The organism is Citrobacter freundii complex sp. CFNIH4 (assembly GCF_002934505.1).
In the GTDB taxonomy this organism is placed as follows: Bacteria; Pseudomonadota; Gammaproteobacteria; order Enterobacterales; family Enterobacteriaceae; genus Citrobacter; species Citrobacter freundii.
The window spans coordinates 2,911,033-2,936,546 of record NZ_CP026231.1 but is presented as its reverse complement, the minus strand read 5'-3'; the positions used below and the strand labels follow the sequence as shown (position 1 = coordinate 2,936,546).

24 protein-coding genes are annotated in these 25,514 nt (G+C 53.5%); 15 read left to right on the top strand and 9 right to left on the bottom strand.

Features of this window, described 5'->3' with window-relative positions:
* Positions 1-28: 28 nt before the first annotated feature.
* Positions 29-730: a DnaA inactivator Hda gene (locus C2U41_RS15170; protein ID WP_211924219.1), complete on the top strand. Its 702-nt coding sequence runs from the start codon at positions 29-31 to the stop codon at positions 728-730.
* A 33-nt stretch (positions 731-763) separates the two neighbouring features.
* On the opposite strand, the gene arsC is transcribed toward C2U41_RS15170, so the two are convergent.
* Together arsC and bepA are read right to left on the bottom strand one after the other, a co-directional pair.
* Positions 764-1,123 (bottom strand): arsenate reductase (glutaredoxin), encoded by a 360-nt coding sequence (gene arsC, locus C2U41_RS15165; RefSeq protein WP_003037937.1) that lies wholly within the window; start codon positions 1,121-1,123, stop codon positions 764-766.
* Positions 1,124-1,246: 123 nt separating this feature from the next.
* Positions 1,247-2,710 carry a beta-barrel assembly-enhancing protease gene (gene bepA, locus C2U41_RS15160; protein WP_003037939.1) on the bottom strand — a complete coding sequence of 488 codons (1,464 nt, stop codon included), beginning with the start codon at positions 2,708-2,710 and terminating at the stop codon, positions 1,247-1,249.
* 226 nt (positions 2,711-2,936) lie between these two features.
* On the opposite strand from bepA, the gene C2U41_RS15155 reads away from it, so the two are divergent.
* The 4 genes from C2U41_RS15155 (at position 2,937) to iadA (ending at position 6,465) form a co-directional block, all read left to right on the top strand.
* Complete coding sequence (locus tag C2U41_RS15155; protein WP_003037941.1) at positions 2,937-4,001, top strand: AI-2E family transporter; 1,065 nt, start codon at positions 2,937-2,939, stop codon at positions 3,999-4,001.
* A 166-nt stretch (positions 4,002-4,167) separates the two neighbouring features.
* The gene (locus tag C2U41_RS15150) at positions 4,168-4,827 is read left to right on the top strand and encodes a nucleoside recognition domain-containing protein (RefSeq protein WP_003847228.1); all 660 of its coding nucleotides are present in this window, start codon (positions 4,168-4,170) and stop codon (positions 4,825-4,827) included.
* 1 nt (position 4,828) lies between these two features.
* Positions 4,829-5,290 carry a YjiG family protein gene (locus C2U41_RS15145; RefSeq protein ID WP_003037948.1) on the top strand — a complete coding sequence of 154 codons (462 nt, stop codon included), beginning with the start codon at positions 4,829-4,831 and terminating at the stop codon, positions 5,288-5,290.
* 11 nt (positions 5,291-5,301) lie between these two features.
* A complete protein-coding gene (gene iadA / locus C2U41_RS15140; protein WP_103848583.1) occupies positions 5,302-6,465 on the top strand; it encodes a beta-aspartyl-peptidase in 1,164 nt (387 codons plus the stop codon).
* A gap of 153 nt (positions 6,466-6,618) precedes the next feature.
* Here iadA and bcp read toward each other — a convergent pair whose 3' ends face one another.
* Together bcp and C2U41_RS15130 are read right to left on the bottom strand one after the other, a co-directional pair.
* Positions 6,619-7,089 (bottom strand): thioredoxin-dependent thiol peroxidase, encoded by a 471-nt coding sequence (gene bcp / locus C2U41_RS15135; RefSeq protein ID WP_003037951.1) that lies wholly within the window; start codon positions 7,087-7,089, stop codon positions 6,619-6,621.
* Positions 7,089-7,661 carry a glycine cleavage system transcriptional repressor gene (locus C2U41_RS15130; protein WP_003037954.1) on the bottom strand — a complete coding sequence of 191 codons (573 nt, stop codon included), beginning with the start codon at positions 7,659-7,661 and terminating at the stop codon, positions 7,089-7,091. The genes bcp and C2U41_RS15130 overlap by 1 nt, the downstream gene beginning before the upstream one ends.
* A gap of 145 nt (positions 7,662-7,806) precedes the next feature.
* Here C2U41_RS15130 and dapA point away from each other — a divergent pair, with 145 nt between their 5' ends.
* The 6 genes from dapA to ypfH all read left to right on the top strand — a co-directional run bounded on the left by dapA (position 7,807) and on the right by ypfH (position 14,359).
* On the top strand, positions 7,807-8,685 hold the full coding sequence (gene dapA / locus C2U41_RS15125; protein WP_003037957.1) for a 4-hydroxy-tetrahydrodipicolinate synthase: 879 nt from the start codon (positions 7,807-7,809) through the stop codon (positions 8,683-8,685).
* A gap of 16 nt (positions 8,686-8,701) precedes the next feature.
* On the top strand, positions 8,702-9,736 hold the full coding sequence (gene bamC / locus C2U41_RS15120; protein WP_003037961.1) for an outer membrane protein assembly factor BamC: 1,035 nt from the start codon (positions 8,702-8,704) through the stop codon (positions 9,734-9,736).
* A 111-nt stretch (positions 9,737-9,847) separates the two neighbouring features.
* Positions 9,848-10,561, top strand: coding sequence for a phosphoribosylaminoimidazolesuccinocarboxamide synthase (gene purC / locus C2U41_RS15115; RefSeq protein WP_003037964.1), 714 nt, complete (start codon positions 9,848-9,850; stop codon positions 10,559-10,561).
* A gap of 128 nt (positions 10,562-10,689) precedes the next feature.
* Positions 10,690-11,556, top strand: a complete 867-nt coding sequence (gene ypfJ / locus C2U41_RS15110) for a KPN_02809 family neutral zinc metallopeptidase (RefSeq protein WP_003037967.1) — start codon at positions 10,690-10,692, stop codon at positions 11,554-11,556.
* 15 nt (positions 11,557-11,571) lie between these two features.
* Entirely contained in the window at positions 11,572-13,587 is a 2,016-nt protein-coding gene (locus C2U41_RS15105; RefSeq protein WP_103848582.1) for a tRNA(Met) cytidine acetyltransferase TmcA, read from the top strand.
* A 73-nt stretch (positions 13,588-13,660) separates the two neighbouring features.
* Positions 13,661-14,359, top strand: a complete 699-nt coding sequence (ypfH, locus tag C2U41_RS15100; RefSeq protein ID WP_003037972.1) for an esterase — start codon at positions 13,661-13,663, stop codon at positions 14,357-14,359.
* A 103-nt stretch (positions 14,360-14,462) separates the two neighbouring features.
* Here the strand turns inward: ypfH and C2U41_RS15095 are convergent, their stop codons facing one another.
* Genes C2U41_RS15095 through C2U41_RS15085 form a run of 3 tightly spaced genes read right to left on the bottom strand, consistent with a single transcriptional unit; the run spans position 14,463 to position 16,178 of the window.
* On the bottom strand, positions 14,463-14,663 hold the full coding sequence (locus C2U41_RS15095; RefSeq protein WP_003037974.1) for a membrane protein: 201 nt from the start codon (positions 14,661-14,663) through the stop codon (positions 14,463-14,465).
* A 27-nt stretch (positions 14,664-14,690) separates the two neighbouring features.
* Positions 14,691-15,818, bottom strand: coding sequence for a succinyl-diaminopimelate desuccinylase (dapE, locus tag C2U41_RS15090; protein WP_003037976.1), 1,128 nt, complete (start codon positions 15,816-15,818; stop codon positions 14,691-14,693).
* A 3-nt stretch (positions 15,819-15,821) separates the two neighbouring features.
* Positions 15,822-16,178, bottom strand: a complete 357-nt coding sequence (locus C2U41_RS15085) for an ArsC family reductase (RefSeq protein ID WP_003835078.1) — start codon at positions 16,176-16,178, stop codon at positions 15,822-15,824.
* Positions 16,179-16,423: 245 nt separating this feature from the next.
* Between C2U41_RS15085 and C2U41_RS15075 the strand changes: the two genes are divergently transcribed.
* Positions 16,424-17,121 (top strand): IS1-like element IS1B family transposase gene (locus C2U41_RS15075; protein WP_095033700.1). Its coding sequence is split into 2 segments (ribosomal slippage): positions 16,424-16,673 and positions 16,673-17,121, totalling 699 coding nucleotides; the frame shifts between segments, so codons are not numbered across the junction.
* Between the two features lie 221 nt (positions 17,122-17,342).
* The gene (gene ypfM / locus C2U41_RS15065) at positions 17,343-17,402 is read left to right on the top strand and encodes a protein YpfM (protein ID WP_001386977.1); all 60 of its coding nucleotides are present in this window, start codon (positions 17,343-17,345) and stop codon (positions 17,400-17,402) included.
* Positions 17,403-17,477: 75 nt separating this feature from the next.
* Here ypfM and acrD read toward each other — a convergent pair whose 3' ends face one another.
* Positions 17,478-20,591, bottom strand: coding sequence for a multidrug efflux RND transporter permease AcrD (acrD, locus tag C2U41_RS15060; RefSeq protein ID WP_003838507.1), 3,114 nt, complete (start codon positions 20,589-20,591; stop codon positions 17,478-17,480).
* A gap of 184 nt (positions 20,592-20,775) precedes the next feature.
* Positions 20,776-22,473, bottom strand: a complete 1,698-nt coding sequence (gene narQ / locus C2U41_RS15055) for a nitrate/nitrite two-component system sensor histidine kinase NarQ (RefSeq protein ID WP_103849021.1) — start codon at positions 22,471-22,473, stop codon at positions 20,776-20,778.
* A 260-nt stretch (positions 22,474-22,733) separates the two neighbouring features.
* Here narQ and aegA point away from each other — a divergent pair, with 260 nt between their 5' ends.
* Entirely contained in the window at positions 22,734-24,713 is a 1,980-nt protein-coding gene (gene aegA / locus C2U41_RS15050) for a formate-dependent uric acid utilization protein AegA (RefSeq protein ID WP_103849022.1), read from the top strand.
* Positions 24,714-24,869: 156 nt separating this feature from the next.
* Positions 24,870-25,445 (top strand): GDP-mannose pyrophosphatase NudK, encoded by a 576-nt coding sequence (nudK, locus tag C2U41_RS15045; protein WP_003838513.1) that lies wholly within the window; start codon positions 24,870-24,872, stop codon positions 25,443-25,445.
* Positions 25,446-25,514 lie beyond the last annotated feature (69 nt).

The window sequence follows — 25,514 nt, the reverse complement described above, 5'->3', positions numbered from 1 at the left end:
TTTTATGAAATCCTGGGTTGAGGTATCTCTGAACACACCGGCACAGCTCTCTTTGCCACTTTATCTTCCTGACGACGAAACTTTCGCAAGTTTCTGGCCGGGGGATAACTCCTCTTTACTGGCTGCACTGCAAAACGTGCTGCGTCAGGAACATAGCGGGTATATTTATCTCTGGTCGCGTGAAGGCGCTGGCCGTAGTCATTTGCTGCATGCAGCCTGTGCGGAACTGTCCGCGCGCGGCGATGCGGTAGGCTACGTGCCGCTCGACAAACGCACCTGGTTCGTCCCCGAGGTGCTCGACGGGATGGAGCATTTATCGCTGGTATGCATCGATAACATCGAATGTGTGGCTGGTGATTCGCTGTGGGAAATGGCGATCTTTGATCTCTACAACCGTATCCTGGAGTCGGGGAAAACACGCCTGCTGATCACCGGCGATCGTCCACCAAGACAGCTGAATCTGGGATTGCCAGATCTCGCTTCGCGTCTGGACTGGGGGCAAATCTACAAGCTGCAACCACTTTCCGATGAAGATAAGCTGCAGGCGTTGCAATTACGCGCCAGACTTCGCGGATTTGAACTGCCGGAAGATGTGGGCCGCTTTCTGCTTAAGCGTCTGGATCGGGAAATGCGTACGCTGTTTATGACGTTGGATCAGCTTGATCACGCATCGATCACCGCCCAGCGTAAGCTGACCATTCCGTTCGTAAAAGAAATTCTGAAGCTGTAAGCGCCGCAGCCAAATGACTGCGGCAGGTTTCGGTTAACCGACGATTTCCAGTACCTGCTCCGGCGGGCGTCCAATTCGAGCCTGACCTTTGGCAACTACGATTGGGCGCTCCATCAGTTTCGGGTTTTCCACCATTGCCTGAATCAGCGCATCTTCACTCAGATTTTTGTCCGCCAGGTTAAGCGATTTATAGAGATCCTCTTTCTGGCGCATCAGCTCACGCGCGCTGGACATACCCAGCATCTGCAGAAGTTCACGCAGGGTCGCGGCGTCAGCCGGGGTTTCCAGATACAGCACCACTTCCGGGTCCACGCCATTGGACTTCAGTAATTCCAGCGTTTCACGGCTCTTGGAGCAGCGTGGGTTATGGTAGATTTTAATCGCGTCTGACATGACTTCTCCTTGCATAACAATATTGCCGGATGGCGGCCAAAAGACCTTATCCGGCCTACATATCGCGTCTGACGTAGGCCGGATAAGACGCTACAGCGTCGCCATCCGGCAAGTGTTCGATAATTACATCTTCGTGTAGGGTTTAAAGCGTTCTTGCAGCTGGCGTAGCTGGTCGATACGGGCATCGTATCTGGCCTGTTGCTGGCTACCCAGTTTCACCTGAGAGCTTGCGCTGCTGAGCATCGAAATCGCCTGATCCAGACGTCCGGCGAGGGCATACCCCTCCGCCCGCGCCGCCAGCTCCTGATCGCGGTTGTTCAGGTTGGCTTCCGTTTGCGCTAACAGATCCCAGCCGTTAGGGTCGTCCTTATGGTTAAACGTATAGCGATTCAGGATGGTTGCCGCCTCTTTGGCTTGCCCACCCTGTAAATACGCATTCGCCAGGTTGAGCTGCAGTACCGGGTTAGTGCGCAGGTCGCGGGCGTTTTTCAGGCGGTTAATGGCATCACTGGTTTTCTTCTGGCCGAGATCGATATCCGTTGCCAGGTCGAGATACCAGGCATTGTTCGCGTCTGCAGCCAGCAGCGGTTGCAGCGCTTTACGCGCCTCGTCATATTTGCTGGCTTCCATCGCCTGCAATGCCCGACCATATTGCGCCGCACGTTGCTCACGTACGTTGCCTTTCGACCAGTTACTCAGCAGGTCATCGGTCAACTGGTTACGACCAGAGTTGTACATGCCCAAGGTTCGTGCCTTAGCCAGATAAAAATCTTCTGACGACTGGACGACCACCGGACGCATCTGGTTGGCGCGGTTACGGGCATCCGACAGGCGGCTTTCAGGCAGGGGGTGAGTCAGCAAAATTTCCGGCGGACGCGAAGAGTAACGGGCCTGATCGAGCAGTTTTTCGAGGAACGTCGGCATGGCCTGGGGATCGAATCCCGAGCGTTGCAGCACCTGAATACCGATGCGATCTGCTTCCTGTTCGTTTTGTTGCGTAAAGCTAATCATCCCCTGACGTGTTCCCGCCAGCGTACCGGTCAGCGCCGCCATACCCGCCTGCGGGCTAGCCATCGCTAATAAAATTGAACCTAACGCACCTACCCACGTTAGCGGCGCACTGCGTTTCTGATCTTCCATTGCACGCGCCAGGTGGCGCTGAGTGACGTGGGAGATTTCGTGCGCCATGACCGATGCTAACTGGCTTTCGTTGTCGGAATAGCGGAACAATGCGGAGTGCAAGACAACGTTGCCGCCAAAGAAAGCAAAGGCGTTGATTTCATCGTTGTTGATCAAAAAGAATGTGAAGGGTGTTTTTACCGAGTCGGCGTGCGAGACCAGACGCATCCCCAGCGCATTAATGTATTGGGTGAGCAATGGATCATTAATTAATGGAGCACTGCCGCGCAGTTGGCGTACGTAATAATCGCCCATCTGCATTTCCTGTCCTATGGAAAGCGTACTGCCTGCCGACGTTCCCATATCAGGCAGGGTGTCCGCAGTATCAGCAAATGCGGGCGCAACCTGACCGATAGTCAGTGCGGCAATGAGGGTAGCAACCAGGTTTTTTTTCAACTGCCTGAACATAACCTCTGTCCTGTATTCTTTTTTGAGATAGCCATTTGACCAATGCTGTGAAGTATCGTTCACACTCCGCAAGCTTACGGAGTGTAACTGCGAAACCTGACGATGAACACCCAGGAAAAATGTCTTTTCACTTTGCGTAATCAGCCATAAAAAGCGAAGTCTTTTTTGTGACATTTCGATACAATTCGGGATCGCAATCCCGCTATTGGGTTCATGGAAGGGTTTTATGCTCGAAATGTTGATGCAATGGTATCGTCGCCGCTTTAGCGACCCCGAAGCCATCGCCCTGCTGATTATTCTGGTTGCCGGTTTTGGCATCCTGTTCTTTTTTAGCGGTCTTCTGGCGCCGCTACTGGTCGCCATAGTGCTGGCGTACCTGCTTGAATGGCCGACTGTGCGGCTGGAACATATTGGGTGTTCACGGCGTTGGGCGACATCGATTGTGCTGGTGGTGTTTGTCGGTATTTTGCTGCTGATGGCGTTTGTGGTGATGCCCGTTGCATGGCAGCAGGGGATCTATCTGATCCGCGACATGCCTGGCATGCTTAATAAATTGTCTGATTTTGCTGCCACCTTGCCGCGGCGTTATCCGGCGCTGATGGATGCGGGCATCATTGATGCGATGGCGGAAAATATGCGCTCGCGAATGCTCACCATGGGCGATTCGGTGGTGAAATATTCGTTAGCCTCACTGGTTGGATTGCTGACCCTGGCGGTCTATCTGGTTCTCGTCCCGTTGATGGTGTTCTTCCTGATCAAAGATAAAGGACAGATGCTGAACGCCGTGCGCCGGGTGCTGCCGCGTAATCGTGGGCTGGCGGGGCAGGTGTGGAAAGAGATGAACCAGCAAATCACCAACTATATCCGCGGAAAGGTGCTGGAAATGGTGGTGGTCGGCGTGGCGACCTGGCTCGGCTTCCTGCTGTTTGGTCTCAACTATTCGCTGCTGCTGGCGGTGCTGGTAGGGTTCTCTGTGCTGATCCCGTATATCGGCGCTTTTGTGGTGACGATTCCGGTAGTTGGCGTGGCGCTGTTTCAGTTCGGGCTTGGCACCGAGTTCTGGAGCTGTTTTGCCGTGTACCTGATTATCCAGGCGCTGGACGGCAATCTGCTGGTTCCCGTGCTGTTCTCCGAGGCGGTCAATCTGCATCCACTGGTGATTATTCTCTCCGTGGTGATTTTCGGCGGTCTGTGGGGATTCTGGGGCGTATTCTTTGCGATCCCTCTGGCGACGTTAATCAAAGCGGTAATGCACGCCTGGCCGGATGGTCAGGTCGTTGACGAACCCTAATCTGCAAGATCCGGCGATATCATGTCGCCGGATCCGAACTTGTCTGACCTCTATCCACACTTTCTGAATAATCTCTTCTGCTGTCGTTTTTCTCCGCATTTGTCTTTAACTTGACCTGCGTGATGTCTTTCTGTCACGCAAGGAATAAGACCAACAGGAGAACAAAATGGGTCACAACACACACACGCAGCAAAAGGTGGGATGGGGCGGTTATCTCGCTTTTTTTATTACGATTATCCTTTTTTCCGGCATGTTTGCGAAAAGTACCGAATGGTGGCGGGTCTTTGACTTCACCGTCCTCAACGGCGCGTTTGGGCAGATTAATGCCGCAGGCGATACGGCGGTCTCTTTTCGCGGCTCTGGAGGGATGGGAGCCAAAGACGGCTTCTTATTCGCGCTTGAGCTGGCACCTTCCGTCATTCTTTCACTCGGGATTATTTCCGTCACCGAAGGGCTAGGTGGTTTACGTGCGGCACAACAGCTGATGACGCCGGTCCTGCGCCCGTTACTCGGTATTCCGGGAGTTTGTTCGCTGGCGCTGATTGCGAATTTGCAAAATACCGATGCCGCGGCCGGGATGACCAAAGAGATGGCGGAAGAGGGCATTATTACTGAACAGGAGCGTGCCATTTTTGCCTGCTGGCAAACCAGCGGCAGCGCGTGTATTACCAACTATTTTTCCTCTGGCGCTGCGCTGTTTACGGTGGTTACCGTTCCGGTGATTACGCCGCTGGCGGTGATCCTTGTCTTCAAATTTGTGGGTGCGAACCTGCTGCGTTTGTGGATTGCGCAGCTGGAAAATCGCCGTCTGCAGCAGGAGGTCTGAGATGACAACGCAGGTACGTAAAAACGTCATGGATATGTTTATCGATGGCGCGCGGCGCGGGTTTACAATTGCTACTACCAGCCTGTTACCTAACGTGGTGATGGCGTTTGTGATTATTCAGGCGCTGAAGGTGACGGGATTGCTCGAGATTGTCGGGCGGGTGTGCGAACCGGTGATGGCGTTGTGGGGGCTACCAGGGGAATCTGCCACCGTGCTGCTGGCGGCGGTGATGAGTATGGGAGGCGGCGTCGGCGTTTGTGCGAGTCTGGTTGTTGCTGGTACGCTTTCGGGACATGATGCGACTGTATTGCTACCGGCAATCTACCTGATGGGCAATCCGGTGCAAAATGTGGGACGCTGCCTGGGAACTGCGGGGGTCCATCCCCGTTACTACCCGCTGATTATTGCGGTATGCGTCATTAATGCGCTGCTCTCTATTTGGGTTATGCAGGTAATTGCCTGACAAGGAAGGTTATGAACTGTTCAATTCTTAATTTGACGTTGTTCCAGCAGGGACACGTGTACGCACCGGAAGATTTAGGGCGACAGGATATACTGGTCTCCGGCAGTAAAATTGTTGCCATCGCCCCGTCAATTTCTCCTGGAGACTTTCCCGGTTGCGAGTGTATCAATCTTGACGGCGCGATTGTGTGCCCAGGATTTATCGATCAACACGTCCATCTGATTGGCGGAGGCGGGGAAGCAGGGCCGCATACCCGCACGCCGGAAGTACGCTTGTCACGCCTGGTTGAAGCTGGTGTAACTTCGGTGGTGGGTTTGCTGGGTACCGATGGCATTACCCGTCATCCGGAATCGCTGCTGGCAAAAACCCGCGCGCTGGAGTTTGAAGGCATCAGCGCATGGATGCTTACTGGGGCGTATTCTCTGCCTTCCCCGACGATCACCGGCAGCATCGATCGTGACGTGGCGCTGATCGATAAAATCATTGGCGTGAAATGTGCGATTTCGGACCATCGTTCCTCAGCCCCAGATACCTCGGTGCTGGCAAACATGGCAGCGCAGTCGCGCGTCGGTGGATTGTTAGGACGCAAACCGGGGATCAGTGTATTCCATATGGGCGATAGCCCGCGCATGCTGGAACCGTTGTACCAGATCCTCAACTGCTGCGATGTGCCGATTACTAAACTGTTGCCGACACACGTTAACCGTGCGGAACCGTTGTTCCAGGCGGCGCTGGAGTATGCCTGTAAAGGCGGTTATATCGACATTACCAGCAGCATTGAGGAGCCCGTCGACCCCGCCACGGCTATCGCCACGGCGCTGCGGCAGAACGTGCCACTGTCGCGCATTACCCTTAGCTCGGATGGCAACGGCAGCCAGCCGGAATTTGATGAGTTAGGTAATCTCATCGGTATCGGTGTCGCGGGGTTTGAATCACTGGCTGAAACGGTGCGCCAGTTGGTGAAAGTTCATGCTATACCGCTGGAACAGGCGCTCTGTCCGCTGACGCGTACGGTCGCAGAATTTTTGGGGCTCGAACATAAGGGGCGCCTGGCGGTGGGATGCGATGCGGACATTCTGGTGCTTAACGATGCGTTGGAGGTTAATCATCTTTGGGCGAAGGGAAAAGCCGTGGTCAGAGAGAAGAAAGCCTGCGTAAAAGGGACGTTTGAATAAACGTTTATGCGGATGTCAGCCTGAAAAAGTACAGATTCACGTTTATGCCGGGTGGCGGCTACGCCTCACCCGGCCTACAAGTTTCGCAATATTAATAAGCTGCGTAGGCCTGATAAGCGAAGCGCCATCAGGCTTTTTCCAGCAAAACGTAAATCAGGCGTTCTCTTTCAGCCAGTTCAGTACCACGTCGTGGTGATTGCTGGTTTTGAAGTCATCGAACACGTGCTCAATTTTGCCTTCGGCATCAATCAGGAAGCTGATGCGGTGGATGCCATCGTAGGTTTTGCCCATAAATGACTTCTCACCCCAGACGCCGAACTGCTCGCAAACCTGGTGATCTTCATCGGACAGGAGCGTGAAATTCAGGACTTCTTTCTCCGCGAATCGGGAAAGCTTCTCTGGTTTGTCGGTGCTGATCCCCAGCACCTCAACACCAGCTTTTTTTAACTCATCCATGTTATCGCGCAAGCCGCAGGCCTGTACGGTACAGCCGGGTGTCATGGCTTTCGGGTAAAAATAAACCAGAACACGCTGTCCCTGGAAGTCGGTTAAATTTACTTGTTCTCCGTCTTGATCCGGCAAGCTAAATTTCGGTGCGATATCACCGGCTTTCAGTGGGTTCATTACTTAACTCCATCCTGTTCATCATGCTGTGAGTAATTGACGACGTTAATACTGCCTTGCGCATTGAGTTCTGTACAGAGTGCTTTAAACGCATCTTCAATATTTGCCGAATCATGTGACGCAGGACTATGTGCGGTAATTTGAATAAACAACTGCGCCGCCTTTCCATTCTCAGCCGGTTGCGTGCGTGAAACCAGTTCCGCAATATTCATTTGGTGGCTGTCAAACAGTGCGGTGAAGCGTTCAATCAAATGGGGAGAATCAGGGACATCGACCTGCACCCATACCGTAGCAGGCATCGCCGGACGAGGGCGCGCGGTCGTGCGCTTCATCACAATGAGTAAATCCAGCTCTGCGCCTTTTAATGGCAGGGTTGATTCAATCAGGGTGATGGCATTCCAGGTGCCCGACAGCAACATGATAAACGTGAACTCATCACCCAGCATGGCCAGTCGGCTGTCTTCGATATTACAGCCGCAACTGCTGACATGACGTGTGATGGTGTTCACAATTCCTGGGCGGTCGGCACCCAGCGCAGTAATGACCAGATAGTGTTGCGATGACGATGTCAAACCTGTTCTTCCTTTGAGCGGTGAGGTAATCATAAGGAAAGCATAAAAAAAACATGCATACAACAATCAGAACGGCTCTGGTCGCTTGCTTTTATTGTCGTACCAAACGTACCATTGAGACACTTGTTTGCACAGAGGATGGCCCATGTTCACGGGAAGTATTGTCGCGCTTGTTACGCCGATGGATGAGAAAGGTAAAGTCTGCCGGTCGAGCCTGAAAAAACTGATTGATTATCATGTCGCCAGCGGCACCTCGGCGATCGTTTCTGTTGGCACCACCGGTGAGTCCGCCACCCTGAGTCATGATGAACATGGCGATGTGGTGATGATGACGCTGGAGCTGGCTGACGGGCGTATTCCGGTTATTGCCGGAACCGGCGCCAATGCGACCGCGGAAGCCATTAGTCTGACGCAGCGTTTCAACGACAGCGGTGTTGTTGGCTGCCTGACGGTGACGCCTTACTACAACCGCCCAACCCAGGAAGGTTTGTTCCAGCATTTCAAAGCCATCGCTGAGCATACTGACCTGCCGCAAATTCTGTATAATGTGCCGTCCCGTACTGGCTGCGATATGCTGCCGGAAACCGTTGGTCGTCTGGCGAAAGTTAAAAATATTATCGCTATTAAAGAGGCCACGGGGAACTTAAGTCGCGTTCACCAGATCAAAGAGCTGGTTTCGGACGACTTTATTCTGCTCAGCGGTGATGACGCGACCGGACTGGATTTTATGCAGCTCGGTGGTCATGGCGTGATTTCCGTAACGTCTAACGTTGCGGCACGTGATATGGCTGAAATGTGCAAACTGGCGGCAGCCGGGCAATTTGCCGAGGCGCGGGTGATTAACCAGCGTCTGATGCCGTTACACAACAAACTATTTGTCGAACCCAATCCTATTCCCGTGAAATGGGCGTGTAAGGAGTTGGGACTTGTGGCGACCGATACGCTACGTCTGCCGATGACGCCAATCACGGACAATGCTCGTGAAATCGTCAAAGCGGCACTTAAGCATGCCGGTTTGCTGTAAAGTTTAGGGAGATTTGATGGCTTACTCAGTACAAAAGTCGCGCCTGGCCAAGGTTGCGGGTGTTTCGCTTGTTATGTTGCTCGCGGCCTGTAGCTCTGACTCGCGCTATAAGCGCCAGGTGAGCGGTGATGAATCCTATCTGGAGGCCGCACCGCTTGCTGAGCTTCATGCTCCAGCTGGGATGATTTTGCCGGTTATGTCGGGCGACTATAATATCCCAGTAACCAACGGCAGTGGTGCCGTGGGTAAAGCGCTGGATATTCGTCCACCGGCTCAGCCGTTAGCGTTAGTCACTGGCGCTCGCACGCAAATCGCAGGCGATACCTCAACGTTGCTGGTGGAAAATGGTCGTGGCAACACGCTGTGGCCGCAGGTCGTGAGCGTCATTCAGTCTAAAAACTACACGATCACCAAACGTGATGATGCCAGCCAGACGCTGACCACCGACTGGGTTGATTGGAACCGTCTGGATGAAGACGAGCAGTACCGTGGACGTTATCAAATCTCGGTTAAACCGCAGGGCTATCAGCAAGCGGTAACGGTGAAACTGATTAACCTCGAGCAGGCGGGTAAACCCGTAGCCGATGCGGCATCAATGCAGCGTTACAGCGCTGAGATGATGAACGTTATCTCTGCTGGTCTGGATAAGAACGCCACCGACGCCGCGAATGCCGCGCAGAACCGCTCTGCAGCCACCATGGATGTTCAGAGCGCAGCCGATGACACCGGTTTACCAATGCTGGTGGTACGCGGGCCGTTCAACGTGGTGTGGCAGCGTTTGCCAGCAGCGCTTGAGAAAGTGGGGATGAAGGTAACCGACAGCACCCGTTCTCAGGGTAGCATCGCGGTGACCTACAAACCTCTGTCTGATAGCAGCTGGCAGGAGCTGGGCGCAAGTGACCCAGGTCTGGTATCCGGCGACTATAAACTGCAGGTCGGTGATTTAGACAACCGCAGTAGCTTGCAGTTTATCGATCCGAAGGGGCATACCCTGACGCAAAGCCAGAACGACGCGCTGGTCGCTGTCTTTCAGGCAGCGTTCAGTAAGTAAAAATAAAGGGCTGGATAACTCCAGCCCTTTTTTTCTGATATGATACGCAAACGTGTGCGTCGGCAGAAAAACGCAATATTTATCGTTAATTCACACCCAGGAGTAATAAAGATGCAAAAGCAAGCTGAGTTGTATCGTGGTAAAGCGAAGACCGTATACAGCACGGAAAACCCGGACCTGTTGGTGCTCGAATTCCGCAATGATACGTCAGCAGGGGATGGCGCGCGCATTGAACAGTTTGACCGTAAAGGCATGGTGAACAACAAATTCAACCATTTCATTATGACTAAACTGCAAGAAGCGGGTATTCCTACCCAGATGGAGCGACTGCTTTCTGATACCGAATGTCTGGTGAAAAAGCTGGATATGGTACCGGTTGAATGTGTGGTACGTAACCGCGCAGCAGGCTCTCTGGTTAAGCGTTTAGGCGTTGAGGAAGGTATTGAACTGAATCCGCCGCTGTTTGATCTGTTCCTGAAAAACGATGCTATGCACGATCCAATGATTAACGATTCCTATTGCGAAACTTTTGGTTGGGTGAGCAAAGAGAATCTGGCACGTATGAAAGAGCTGACCTACAAAGCTAACGACGTGCTGAAAAAGATGTTTGATGATGCTGGTCTGATTCTGGTCGACTTCAAACTTGAGTTTGGTTTGTATAAAGGTGAAGTCGTCCTGGGTGATGAATTCTCACCGGACGGTAGCCGCCTGTGGGACAAAGAAACGCTGGATAAAATGGACAAAGATCGCTTCCGCCAGAGTCTGGGCGGCCTGATCGAAGCCTATGAAGCTGTCGCGCATCGCCTGGGTGTGAAGTTAGACTAATCTTCCCCTGAGCCGGCGATCGCTCTCCGGCTCATTAACCCCACCTGATTTGATTACTATTTCTTATGGTAATCCTGTTCCGAACCGCCTACGATCATCATCATAATGAATAAAAAGTTGAGGTGATTATGCGCTGGCAAGGGCGTCGTGAAAGTGACAACGTGGAAGACAGACGAAACAGCTCTGGCGGCGGCCCCTCTATGGGTGGGCCTGGTTTTCGTCTGCCCAGTGGTAAAGGCGGTATCATCCTGCTGATTGTGGTGCTGGTGGCGGGTTATTATGGCGTGGATCTCACCGGATTAATGACCGGCCAGCCGGTCTCCCAACAACAATCATCACGCTCCATCAGCCCAAACGATGATGAAGCGGCAAAATTTACCTCGGTGATTCTGGCTACAACAGAAGATACCTGGGGACAGCAGTTTGAAAAAATGGGCCGCACCTACCAACAGCCGAAGCTGGTGATGTACCGGGGCGCGACGCGCACCGGCTGCGGCGCGGGGCAGTCTGTGATGGGGCCGTTTTATTGTCCGGCAGATGGTACGGTATATATCGACCTTTCATTCTATGATGACATGAAAAACAAGCTGGGCGCTGATGGTGATTTTGCGCAGGGCTATGTTATCGCCCATGAAGTGGGTCACCACGTGCAGAAACTGCTGGGTATTGAACCGAAAGTTCGCCAGATGCAACAAAATGCCTCACAGGCAGAAGTGAACCGTCTTTCCGTTCGAATGGAACTGCAGGCAGACTGCTTTGCCGGTGTCTGGGGCCACAGCATGCAGCAGCAGGGCGTGCTGGAGTCTGGTGACCTGGAAGAGGCACTAAACGCCGCACAGGCCATTGGTGACGATCGTCTGCAACAGCAGGGGCAAGGACGCGTCGTACCGGACAGCTTTACTCACGGAACCTCTGAACAGCGTTTTACCTGGTTCAAACGCGGTTTTGATAGCGGCGATCCGGGACAATGTAATACTTTTGGTAAAGGTATTTAAGATACAGAGGCAGGGATGTCCGATAACACGGCGCTGAGGGCGTTAACCGAACAGATGGCTCGTGAGGGGATCCGTCGCTTGCTGATTATCAGCGGCGAGGAGAACTGGTGTCAGGGGCAGGCGTTAGCGCTACGCGACATATTACCCGGCGACTGGTTGTGGGTAGGGGCGAATGCCCCTGCTGAACCGAACTGTACGCCACAGGCGCTGCAAACGTTACTGGGGCGCGAGTTTCGTCATGCAGTTTTCGACGCCGGGCAGGGATTTGACGCTGCGGCGTTTGCCGCCTTAAGCGGTACACTGCTTGCCGGCAGTTGGCTGGTTTTTCTGACCCCACCCTGGCATTCCTGGCACACGCATCCGGACGTGGATTCACTACGCTGGAGCGATTGTGCTGAGCCCATTCCCACACCGCACTTTGTTGAGCACGTCAAACGGGTGATTTCCCTCGATAGACAGGCTCTGCACTGGCAGCAGCATCAACCGGTTTCCTGTCCGCACTTTCCTGCTCGCGCAGCCTGGCTCGCGGCAACCGGCGAACCCCAACCAGAACAGGCGATGATATTAAATCATTTGCTGGCTATGCCTCCCGGTGTGGTTGCGGTGACGGCCGCACGGGGTCGGGGCAAATCCGCTCTGGCAGGGCAACTCATAGCGCGGATTAACGGCACTGCGATTGTGACCGCACCTGCCAAAGCTGCAACGGATGTGCTGGCACAATTTGCCGCAGAGCGTTACCGCTTTATGGCGCCAGATGCACTATTAAGCAGTTCTGAAACCGCAGACTGGCTGATTGTGGATGAAGCCGCCGCGATCCCCGCGCCGCTGCTACACCAACTGGTGGCGCGTTTTCCTCGTACGCTGTTAACCACTACAGTACAAGGCTACGAGGGAACGGGTAGAGGCTTCTTGCTGAAATTCTGCGCCCGCTTCCCTAATCTTCGACGCTATGAGTTGCAACAACCCGTGCGCTGGGCGCAGGGATGTCCGCTGGAGCAAATTGTCAGCGATGCGCTGGTGTTTGATGATGAAACGTTCACGCATGCCCCATTGGGGGAGCTTCACTTCTCGGCATTTGAGCAACAGTCCCGGGATGCTGGCCCGGCGCTGCCGTTAGCGGTATACCAGTTGCTTTCCGGAGCGCATTATCGCACCTCGCCATTAGACCTGCGGCGAATGATGGACGCGCCTGGTCAGCATTTTCTTCAGGCATCAACCGCTGACTCAGTGGTGGGGGCTGTCTGGCTGGTCGATGAAGGGGGACTATCCGCAGAATTAAGCCAGGCCGTCTGGGCCGGATATCGTCGACCGAGGGGGAATTTGGTTGCGCAGTCGCTGGCGGCGCACGGTGGTGACCCGTTGGCGGCGACGCTCGTCGGGAGACGAGTCAGTCGAATTGCGGTTCATCCTGCGCGCCAAAGAGAAGGTATTGGGCAACAGCTGATTGTGCTGGCCCACCACTATTCCACATCGTGTGACTATCTGTCGGTCAGTTTTGGGTATACGGCTGAACTATGGCGTTTCTGGCAGCGCTGCGGTTTTGTGCTGGTGCGAATGGGGAATCACCGGGAAGCCAGCAGCGGCTGTTATACCGCCATGGCGTTGCTGCCGATCAGCGAAGCGGGAAAGCGCCTTGCCGAGCGGGAGCACCAGCATTTGCGGCGTGACGCGGAAATCCTTGCGCGATGGAACGATGAGAGCATTCCGCTGGTCCCGCTGAAAGAGACTACGCTTAATGAGGATGACTGGGCTGAGCTGGCTGGGTTTGCCTTCGCGCATCGGCCATTATTGACGTCGCTAGGCTGTCTGAATCGTCTGCTTGAGCACAGTGAATTACCTCTTCCGGCATTGCGCGGACGTATACAGGCTAAACGCAGCGACGCCGAATTATGCCAACAGCTGAAGATCTCAGGTCGTAAAGCGCTGCTGGTCGTTCAGCGCGCCGAAGCGGCGCAAGCGTTAAATCAGCTGGATGCTGAACGTGAACAGCGGCTACATAATCGCATTATGCAATGGCAATTTTTTCACTAACATCTTCAATTTCCTGGCATGGTCATTGCGGTTAAGCGGCGTAGAATGATTCTCATCAGTTAAGGAGATCGCCATGAAACATGACCATTTTGTTGTTCAAAGTCCCGATAAACCCGCTCAACAGCTACTGCTGCTGTTTCATGGCGTCGGCGATAACCCGGTTGCCATGGGTGAAATTGGCTCCTGGTTTGCGCCGCTGTTTCCGGATGCGTTAATCGTCAGCATTGGCGGGGCAGAGCCTTACGGTACGACTTCCGGACGTCAGTGGTTTTCGGTACAGGGCGTAACGGAAGAGAACCGCCAGGCGCGTATTGACGCGATTATGCCGGTGTTTATCGAAACCGTGCGCTACTGGCAGAAACAAAGCGGCGTTTCACCGCAGGCCACCGCGCTGATTGGTTTTTCTCAGGGTTCGATTATGTCGCTTGAGAGCATCAAAGCCGAGCCGGGGCTGGCGTCGCGGGTCATTGCCTTCAATGGTCGCTATGCCACCTTACCGGAGGTTGCAACTACCGCAACGACGGTGCATTTGATTCACGGTGGTGAAGACCGGGTGATAGAGCTCTCCCATGCCGTTGCCGCGCAGGAGGCATTAATTGCTGCGGGTGGGGATGTGACGCTGGATATCGTCGAAAACCTGGGGCACGCCATTGATGAACGCAGCATGCAGTTTGCGCTCGATCATCTGCGTTTTACCGTACCGAAGCACTATTTTGATGAAGCGCTGAGCGGCGGTAAGCCTCACGATGATGATGTGATTGAGATGATCTGATTGATAACCGTAGGCCGGATAAAACGCGAAGCGTTGCCATCCGGCACTTAACGCCCGGTGGCGCTAACGCTTACCGGGCCTACGTGACTTATCGGCCTGGAAATTATTTCTTCGGTTGATCCTTGTTCGGCCAATCGTCGTCGTCATCCCATTTATCGTTAAAGTCACGATGCGGGGGAAGCTCCGGTTTGTTGGCCAGATATTTCTTTGGATCGACGCGCTTGAGATCTTTGATAACGTTAAGCAGCACGCCTACCAGAAACACCAACACCAGAATCCACCAATATTTTGCTAGCCAGTCCATGTATTTTTCCTCTTGCAGGAACACTCATCAGGCGACGAGTTGCTCCATGATACGTTGATACATACGGGCAAGCAGCTGCAGGTCGGCGGCATTAACACATTCATTTATTTTATGAATAGTGGCGTTGACCGGCCCAAGTTCGACTACCTGTGCCCCCATGCGGGCAATAAAGCGCCCGTCGGACGTCCCGCCTGTAGTCAGTAACTGCGGTTTAATTTCATTATAGTGCTCAATGGCGTTCACTACTGCATCCACCAGTTTACCGCGTTCAGTCAGGAACGGCTGACCGGAAAGCCACCAGTCGACGGTATAGCGCAACTGATGTTTCTCCAGCAGCGCGTGAACCCGTGCTTTAATCATCTCATCGGTCAGCTCAGTGCTGAAACGGAAGTTGAACTGGATAAACAGTTCTCCGGGGATAACGTTGTTGCTGCCGGTACCTGCCTGAATATTGGCAATCTGCATGCTGGTCGCCGGGAAGAACTCGTTACCTTGGTCCCACTCAATCGCCACCAGTTCGTTGAGCATTGGCGCCGCGCGGTGTACCGGGTTATCGGCCAGATGCGGATAGGCTACGTGCCCCTGCACGCCATGAATGGTCAGGTTGCAGGTCAGTGAACCACGACGTCCATTCTTGACCACGTCGCCAACGATTTCCGTGCTGGACGGTTCGCCAACCAGACAATAATCCAGTCGCTCATTACGCGCCATCAGTGCTTCAACCACCTTTACGGTGCCGTTTTTGGCGCTGGCTTCTTCGTCGGACGTTATCAAAAATGCCAGACGACCCTGATGGTTTGGATGCTGGGCGACAAAACGCTCTGCGGCCACGACCATCGCTGCCAGTGAGCCTTTCATATCGGCAGCGCCACGCCCGAACAGCATGCCATCGCGAATGGTCGGTTCGAACGGTGGATTGATCCAACGATCGACATCGCCGGCGGGCACTACGTCGGTGTGACCGGCAAATGCCAGGGTCTCACCTTTACCGCGCCATGCCCAAAAATTCTGTGTGTCACCAAAATCCATACGCTCAACGGTAAAACCTACCGCGCGCAGGCGTTCAATCATTAACGCCTGGCACCCGGCATCATCCGGGCTCAGGGAAGGACGGCGAATAAGCTGCTGTGTCAGCTCAATAACCGGGCACGACATAGACTACACCTCATTAAAAAACAGAGTATAACTGGATTCACTGAAACCAAGCAGCATAGGCTTACCCGGCGCACAGAGCAATGGGCGTTTGATAATTGCTGGCATTTCAATCATCAATGCGGCGGCGGAAGCCGCATCGGTGATTTGACTGCGCGTGGATTCATCGAGTTTACGCCAGGTGGTTCCACGTGTATTGAGCAGCGCTTCCCAACCTAATTCGCTGATAAAGGACTGTAATAGCGTATTGTCAAGACCGTCGACGCGATAATCATGAAAGCGATAGTCAATACCTTGTGCTTCCAACCAGCGTCTGGCTTTTTTAATCGTGTCACAATTCTTAATGCCGTAGAGGGTGATCATTTGAATCCTTATTGACGTAATTTGAATATTTATTCTTTTATTATGTGGCAATGAATAATACATATTGTCATTCAATCGTTATAGAAAAATATAACATTGTTGAACAACAGTGAATAATGATTCCTGAAAGCTCCAAAAATACCGTATAACTAAAAATCAGAATCTGCCTGTTTGCATCAGCCTGTTTTTCGGTGATGCTGCCAACTTACTGATTTAGTGTATGATGGTGTTTTTGAGGTGCTCCAGTGGCTTCTGTTTCTATCAGCTGTCCCTCCTGTTCAGCTACTGACGGGGTGGTGCGTAACGGCAAAAGCACCGCCGGACATCAGCGCTATCTCTGCTCTCACTGCCGTAAAACATGGCAACTGCAGTTCACTTACACCGCTTCTCAACCCGGTACGCACCAGAAAATCATTGATATGGCCATGAATGGCGTTGGATGCCGGGCAACCGCCCGCATTATGGGCGTTGGCCTCAACACGATTTTCCGCCATTTAAAAAACTCAGGCCGCAGTCGGTAACCTCGCGCATACAGCCGGGCAGTGACGTCATCGTCTGCGCGGAAATGGACGAACAGTGGGGATACGTCGGGGCTAAATCGCGCCAGCGCTGGCTGTTTTACGCGTATGACAGGCTCCGGAAGACGGTTGTTGCGCACGTATTCGGTGAACGCACTATGGCGACGCTGGGGCGTCTTATGAGCCTGCTGTCACCCTTTGACGTGGTGATATGGATGACGGATGGCTGGCCGCTGTATGAATCCCGCCTGAAGGGAAAGCTGCACGTAATCAGCAAGCGATATACGCAGCGAATTGAGCGGCATAACCTGAATCTGAGGCAGCACCTGGCACGGCTGGGACGGAAGTCGCTGTCGTTCTCAAAATCGGTGGAGCTGCATGACAAAGTCATCGGGCATTATCTGAACATAAAACACTATCAATAAGTTGGAGTCATTACCTGTTTTTCCATCAGAATTGCAAAAGTAGTAGATGATGTATGAATATTTCAAAATATTGCAATAAGTCACATAAAATTTATGGGTATGGCGCATAGTGATCACATAAACCCCAAACACGGGAGGATGTAATCACAACCATCGGTTAAATGTTCTTCTTTTGATGATGATGATTTTGTAGAATGCTCATAATAATAAGAGAGGTTGTTATGATTGAACGTGAACTGGGGAACTGGAAAGACTTTATCGAAGTGATGCTTCGTAAATAATTTTCTGGAAGAAATTCATATCCTGTAAAGGATAAAAAAAGGCGACTCAACGTAAGTCGCCTTTTTTGTGCCCGATTATTCCGGGCGCGGTTTCAACGGGAAGCGTCTGCGTACCAGCACAAAGAACAGGGGCACGAAGTAAATCGCCAGGATAGTGGCTGAAATCATTCCACCCATTACGCCTGTCCCCACCGCATGTTGACCGCCAGAACCTGCGCCACTGCTGATGGTCATCGGCAGAACCCCAAAGATAAACGCCAGCGAGGTCATCAGAATCGGACGCAAGCGCTGGCGACAGGCGTGGAGCGTGGCATCGAGCAGATCGTGTCCTTTCTCGTTCATCTCATTGGCGAATTCAACAATCAAGATTGCGTTCTTCGCCGATAGCCCGATAACGGTAAGTAACCCGACCTGGAAGTACACGTCGTTTTCCAGACCGCGCATCCAGGTCGCCAGCAGAGCACCAATGACCCCCAGCGGCACAACCAGCATGACGGAGAAGGGAACTGACCAGCTTTCATACAGGGCCGCCAGACACAGGAATACCACCAGCAGAGAAATGGCGTACAGGGCGGGGGCCTGAGAACCCGACAGCCGTTCCTGATAAGACATCGCAGTCCATTCGAGGCCGAATCCGGTCGGCAACTGGCGCACCAGCGATTCCATTATGTCCATCGCTGTACCGGTACTGACGCCGGGCGCGGCTTCTCCGACAATCTCGACCGCGGAGTAGCCGTTGTAGCGTTCCAGACGCGGTGAACCGGTTTCCCAGCGCGACGTGGCAAAGGCCGAGAAAGGCACCATGCCACCGTTGTTATTACGGACGTACCACAAATTGATGTCGTCAGGGAGCATGCGATATTTTGCTGCCGCCTGCACGTAAACCTTCTTCACGCGACCGCGGTCCATAAAGTCATTGACGTAGCTGGAACCCCAGGCCGTTTGCAATGTATCGTTGATGTCGTCGATGGAAACGCCCAGTGCCTGGGCTTTGCGCTGATCGATATCAATTTGCAACTGCGGGCTGTCGTCCAGACCGTTATGACGAACGCGGGTCAGGGAAGAATCCTTCCCGGCCAGCTCAATCAGCTTGTCGCGCGCGGCCATTAACGCGTCATGTCCCGCTCCAGCGTGATCCTGCAGCTCCATATCGAAACCGGCAGAGCTTCCGAGGCCACTGATAGCCGGAGGGCTACTGGCGAAGACGCGGGCTTCTTTAATCTTATTAAAGGCTTTGGTCGCACGTTCAATGATGGCGAAAGAGGTTCCGGTAGTGGTGTCGCGCTCATCCCAGTCTTTTAAACGGACAAACATACGCGCCACGTTTTGACCGTTCCCGCCAGGGCCTGAACCGACCGTGGAAAAGACCGACATAATGTTGTCTTTCTCATGGGTGAAGTAATACTTCTCTACTTCCTCAACCACTTTCAATGTTTGTTGCTGTGTGGAGCCGCTGGGCAGCTGTACCGAGGTGGTAAACATGCCGCGGTCTTCCAGCGGCAGGAAGGAGGTTGGCAGGCGCAGGAACAGGAAAACCATTCCGCCGAGCAGCAGGCCGTAGATCAGTATCCAGCGCAGGCTGCGGTGCAGGATCCTGGCAACGCCTTTTTCGTAGCGCTCGGCGTTGCGATTAAACATTCGGTTAAACCAGCCGAAGAAACCGGTTTGTCCGTGATGCTCGCCCTTATGCAGCGGTTTGAGCAGGGTGGCGCACAGAGCAGGAGTGAGGATCATCGCCACCAGAACAGACAGCACCATTGCGGAGACGATAGTAATCGAGAACTGGCGGTAAATAGCCCCGGTAGTGCCGCCGAAGAAGGCCATCGGGATAAATACCGCCGACAGCACCATGGCAATACCAACCAGCGCGCCCTGGATTTGCCCCATCGATTTCCGCGTCGCTTCCCGCGGTGTGAGCCCTTCCTCACTCATAATACGCTCGACGTTTTCCACTACCACAATGGCGTCATCGACCAGCAGGCCGATCGCCAGCACCATCGCAAACATCGTCAAGGTGTTAACGCTATAGCCAAAGGCGTAAAGCACGGAGAAGGTACCCATCAGGACGACGGGAACGGCGATGGTGGGAATCAGCGTGGCGCGGAAGTTTTGCAGGAACAGGTACATCACGAGGAATACCAGCGCGATCGCTTCCAGCAGGGTTTTTACCACGTCGATGATTGAGGCTTTGACAAAGGAGGTGGTTTCATATGCCACCTTATATTCCAGCCCATGTGGAAAATACTGTGACAGTTCGTCAAGGCGGTTGAGCACCAGCTCTGCCGTTGCCATTTCATTGGCGCCGGAGGCCAGTTTCACGCCCAGACCGGAAGCCGGGTTGCCGTTAAACCGGCTGAGGTAGTCGTACTTCTCGGCCCCCATTTCGACCGTTGCCACATCGCCCAGTTTAACTTCTGAGCCATCCTGGTTGACACGTAGAGTAATGGCGCGGAATTCATCCGGAGTCTGCAGTAGCGACTGGGCGTTGATCGTCGCGTTCAGCGCCTGCTTGTCCACCGAAGGCGTACCGCCAAGTTGTCCGACCGCAATCTGCGCATTCTGTGACTCGATAGCGTCGGTCACATCTTTAGCGGTCATCTGGAAACTGTTCAGTTTGGCCGGGTCAAGCCAGATTCGCATGGAGTACTGTGAGCCGTAAGCGTCAATATCCCCCACGCCGTTAATACGGCTGAGCGGATCCTGAATGTTACTGGCGACATAGTCGGCGATGTCCTGCTTATCCATTGAGCCATCGGTGGAGACAAAGGCGATTGTCAGAATATTGGTGTCCCCGGTCTTACGCACCGTGACCCCCTGATCCTGTACCGCCTGCGGTAGTTTACGCATTGCCGATTGCAGCTGGTTTTGCACCTGCTGGACGGCCTCATCAGGATCGGTTCCGGCGACAAAGCTCAGCGTAACTGATGCCTGACCTGTCCCGCTGCTCTGTGACGACATGTACATCAGGTTATCGAGACCGGTCATGTTCTGCTCGATCACCTGGGTGACGGTGTTTTCCAGAGTCTGAGCCGAGGCGCCAGGATAGTTGGCGGTGACCCGTACATTTGGCGGCGCCAGATCGGGATATTGCTCAACGGGCAGTGAAAAAATAGCCAGGGCTCCTGTCAGGCACAACAGGATAGCTAACACCCAGGCAAAAATGGGGCGATCGATGAAAAAATTCGCCATTAAAAGAGGACCTCGTGTTTCTGCGTATCGTTATGGGTATGGCTTGCTTCACTTTAGCGGCAAGGTACGGGTCAAACGTGGAGAAAAAAAGAAGATAATGTAAATTATCATGCCCGTTTACAGCATACCTTTCGTGCCAACGCCGTCAGGCCAGGATCCAGACCCGACGGCGCTTTGCGGTTCTTTACGTTAGATAACTGTCTGATTCAGCCGATCGGAAACTGATGCTTACCAACGTTCCTCCTCCGGAAGGTTGAGAGAAGGTCAACGTGCCGCTTAGTCTTTCCGCCCGCTCACGCATAATATTTAGTCCATAGTGCCCTGTAGGCTCATGCGGCTCGCCAATGCCGATGCCGTTATCGCGGATATAAACCGTGTGGTTGCCGTCCGGAGCCGTTACGCAACTGACGGCAATTTCGCTCGCACTGGCATGCTTAATGGCGTTCAGCACCGCTTCGCGGATGATCTGCAACAGGTGCACTTGCATTTGCGCATCCAACGCCAGCGTGGGTAACCGACAGTCGAGTGTGAGTTTAGCTGAGGTTTGATTTTGCAGCGTTTCCAGCATTTCATGCAGGGCGGAGGGTAAGTCTGCCTGTTGTAAGGTCAGACGGAAGGTGGTGAGCAGTTCGCGTAGCTGACGGTAGGCATCGTTCAGCGCCTGGGAGAAATCCGCCATGATGCTTTGCGCTGGGGCGTTATCTTCCGGAATTGAACGCTTCAGCAGCGTCAACTGAATGCGTAAATAAGAGAGCACCTGTGCCAGCGAGTCGTGCAGTTCGCGTGCAATCGTCGCTCGCTCCTCCATTAACAACAGTTGCTGAAAATGTTTTTGTGCCTGGTTGAAGTACAACCCGCGTCCCAGCATTGAGGAAACGCTGTTAAGCAGCGGAGTAGAAGCATTGACGTTTGGACTTTGCCAGTGCAGTTCGCCGTAGACGGTTTCCTGCATAGTGACCGGCAGGATCTGCATCGGCAGCTCCAGGCTTTTAGTCCCTTCGCTAATCCGCCAGTTATCACCGACGGTGAGCTCAAGGAAATACGCGGCGTCATGTTCGCGGACGATCTGTAAAATATGGCGGAAGCAGTGCACGTCAATCTGGCTGGTATTTAACGCCTGGGAGCACTGATACAACACCTCCAGACGGCGATTGGCTTCATGGAGATCGTGAGTTTTCTCGGCAACAGACGCTTCCAGCGAGCGATACAGCTTGTGTAATTCACTCGACATCTGGCTAAACGTTTTGCCCAGCAACCCCAGTTCATTGGGCAAACCGGTATCCAGCGGTGGGATATTAAACTGACCGTGTTCAATTTGCTGACTGGCCATCACCAGTTTATTCAGCGGACGCACCACCTGCTGGCGAATGCGCCGCAGGGTAAAGAAGACGAGGGTGAATATGCCGATCCCGCCCGCCAGCGAGATGCCAAATACCAGCATGACTTTACGCTCGGCATAATGTTGCAACGCCAGCACGAAGAGATCGATTTGATCGACGTAGTTGTTGATATTGGCCTGATACCATTTTAAATCGCCGTCGATCAGGCGGGCATTCATTTCCAGCCAGTTAGCATGCAGACGTCCATAGCGGCTTTTTACCGCTTGTGGCACATACCACGCATTCAGATTCTGTAATGCCGGTGCGTTTAGCGCCTGCTGGAAAAGCTGGCGGTGGGCGTTAAGCTGCGAGCTCTGGCTTTGCAGATCGTAACCCAGACGGTAGCTTTGCATGCGCAATGAGCCAGCAACGTTGATGGCTTCGGCATCTCGCAAGCTGCTGGTCAGCGTGAGCAGCGCAATACCTGTTGAGAGAATTGACAGCAGCACTATGTAGAAAAAAGCTTTAGCCAGACTGGCCGAGACCGGACGCTTTACCGTCACTTGTGCATCCTCACACAATACACGTCGCGCCTGAAAACAGCGTGAACGATGCGGTGTATTTGATAAAGGTTAATAAAACGCCATGAAACTGGATGGTAACTGAAACACAATTTCATATGCGATGAAATAAATTGATCTGCCACAGGTTCTGCATAAATAGTTGTGCTTCCTGGGCAAATGAACATTGCCGCTTCCTTCCGTGTCGGTTAATAACACTCTTATAAAGAATAAGGTTTTTGCAACCAAAAAAGAAGGAAGCCATGAATCGTTTTATTATGGTCAATAGCCAGCAGTGCCTGGGATGCCATGCCTGTGAGGTCGCTTGCGTCATGGCTCACAATGGCGAACAGCATGTCCTGAGCCAACGGCATTTTCAGCCCCGAATTACCGTCATTAAACATCAGCAGCAGCGCAGCGCGGTGACCTGTCACCACTGCGAAGATGCACCCTGCGCCAGAAGTTGCCAAAATGGGGCAATTAGCCATGATAACGACAGCGTTCAGGTGAACCCGCAAAAGTGCATTGGCTGTAAATCGTGCGTCGTTGCCTGTCCTTTCGGCACGATGCAGATCGTACTCACTCCCGTCGCCAAAGGGAAGGTGAAAGCCACCGCGCACAAATGCGATCTGTGCCAGGGGCGTGAACAGGGGCCCGCCTGCGTAGAGAACTGCCCGGCGCAGGCGTTACAGTTGGTGACGGAAAATTCGCTTACCGGTCTGTCAAAAGCGCGCAGGCTGCGTACCGCAAGTCTGGAAAGCCAGCCATGGCACGCCAGCACTACCGATTTTGTTCCACATGTCATCACCAAACGTGAGCAAATGCAGGCGACGCCTGCGCGTGGTGAACCGGATAAACTGGCGATTGATGCCCGGAAAACCAGCTTTGAAGAGATCTATCTGCCGTTTCGTACGGCGCAGGCGGAGCGGGAAGCCTCTCGCTGCCTGAAATGCGGCGACCACAGTATTTGCGAATGGACCTGTCCATTGCATAACCACATTCCGCAGTGGATTGAGCTGGTCAAAGCCGGAAACATCGATGCCGCGGTTGAGCTTTCACATCAAACCAACTGCTTGCCGGAGGTGACCGGGCGTGTATGCCCGCAGGATCGACTCTGCGAAGGGGCATGCACGGTGCGTAGTGAGCATGGCGCAGTCACCATCGGTAATATTGAGCGTTACATCTCCGATCGGGCGCTGAGTAAAGGGTGGCGACCGGACTTAAGCCATGTGCAGAAAGTGGACAAGCGTGTTGCCATTATCGGCGCGGGTCCGGCGGGTCTGGCCTGCGCGGATGTGCTGGCGCGTAGCGGTATCAGTGCCACCGTTTACGATCGCCATCCTGAAATTGGCGGTTTGCTGACATTCGGTATTCCGGCCTTCAAACTGGACAAATCGCTGCTGACGCGTCGCCGTGAAATCTTCAGCGCTATGGGGATTCATTTCGAACTTAACTGTGAAGTGGGTAAGGACGTCGCACTTGAAAAGTTGCTGGAGGATTACGATGCCGTGTTCGTGGGGGTGGGAACCTATCGTTCCATGAAGGCGGACCTGCCAAATGAAGACGCGCCAGGCGTGTATGACGCGCTACCGTTCCTGATTGCCAACACCAAGCAGGTGATGGGGCTGGATGAGTTGCCTGAAGAGCCGTTTATCGATACCGCCGGACTGAACGTGGTGGTTCTGGGCGGAGGCGATACGGCCATGGACTGTGTACGTACCGCGCTGCGCCACGGTGCAAGCCAGGTAACCTGCGCCTATCGTCGTGATGAAGCCAACATGCCGGGTTCGAAAAAAGAGGTGAAGAACGCCCGGGAAGAGGGGGCAAACTTCGAGTTTAACGTCCAGCCGGTTGAGCTGGTGTTGCATGCCGATGGGCGAGTCAGCGGCGTGCGTTTCTTACGTACCCAACTTGGCGAACCTGATGCGCAGGGGCGTCGTCGCCCGGTTCCCATCGCCGGGAGTGAGTTTGTGATGCCCGCAGATGCGGTGATCATGGCGTTTGGTTTTCACCCACACGGCATGCCGTGGCTGGAGTCGCATGGCGTTAAGGTCGATAACTGGGGGCGCATTGCCGCCGATGTTGAAAGCGCATACCGTTACCAAACCAGTAACCCGAAAATCTTTGCCGGTGGCGACGCGGTACGCGGTGCGGACCTGGTGGTGACGGCCATGGCGGAAGGGCGGCACGCCGCCCAGGGGATCGTCGACTGGCTGGGCGTAAAATCAGTCAAATCTCACTAATCGGCGTCCAGGCCGGATAAAACGCGTTAGCGTTGCCATCCGGCAATGTGCCGCATGAATGCCTGATGGCGCTTTGCTTATCAGGCCTACATTGTTCCAAGACAAACCCGGTTTCACGGCGTAGTATTATTTCTCACTTCTTGCTGTGGAGCCGGTATGTCGCAAAAAATTACCCTCATCAAAGATAAAGTCCTCTCCGATAACTACTTCATCCTGCGCAATATCACTTATGACCTGACCCGTAGCACTGGGGAGGTGATTCGTCATAAACGCGAGGTTTACGATCGCGGTAACGGTGCCACAATCCTGCTGTATAACCCGGAGAAGAAAACGGTGGTCTTAATTCGCCAGTTCCGCGTCGCCACCTGGGTCAACGGTAATGAAGATGGTCAACTGATTGAAACCTGCGCCGGGCTGTTGGATAACGACGAACCGGAAGCGTGCATTCGCAAAGAGGCCATTGAAGAGACCGGCTTTGAAGTAGGCGAAGTGCGCAAACTGTTTGAGTTATACATGTCGCCGGGCGGCGTGACGGAAATAATCCACTTCTTCATTGCACAATACAGTGACAGCCAGCGAGCAAACGCGGGTGGCGGTGTGGAAGATGAAGATATTGAAGTTCTGGAACTGCCGTTCACCCAGGCGCTGGAAATGATCAAAACGGGTGAGATCCGTGACGGTAAAACGGTGCTATTGTTGAACTATTTGCAGTCGTCCCATCTCATGGACTAATGCGTGGGATTTATATTTCTTTACAAATTTACGGCCAATCCGACAATTCTTATTGAGCCACATCAGTCG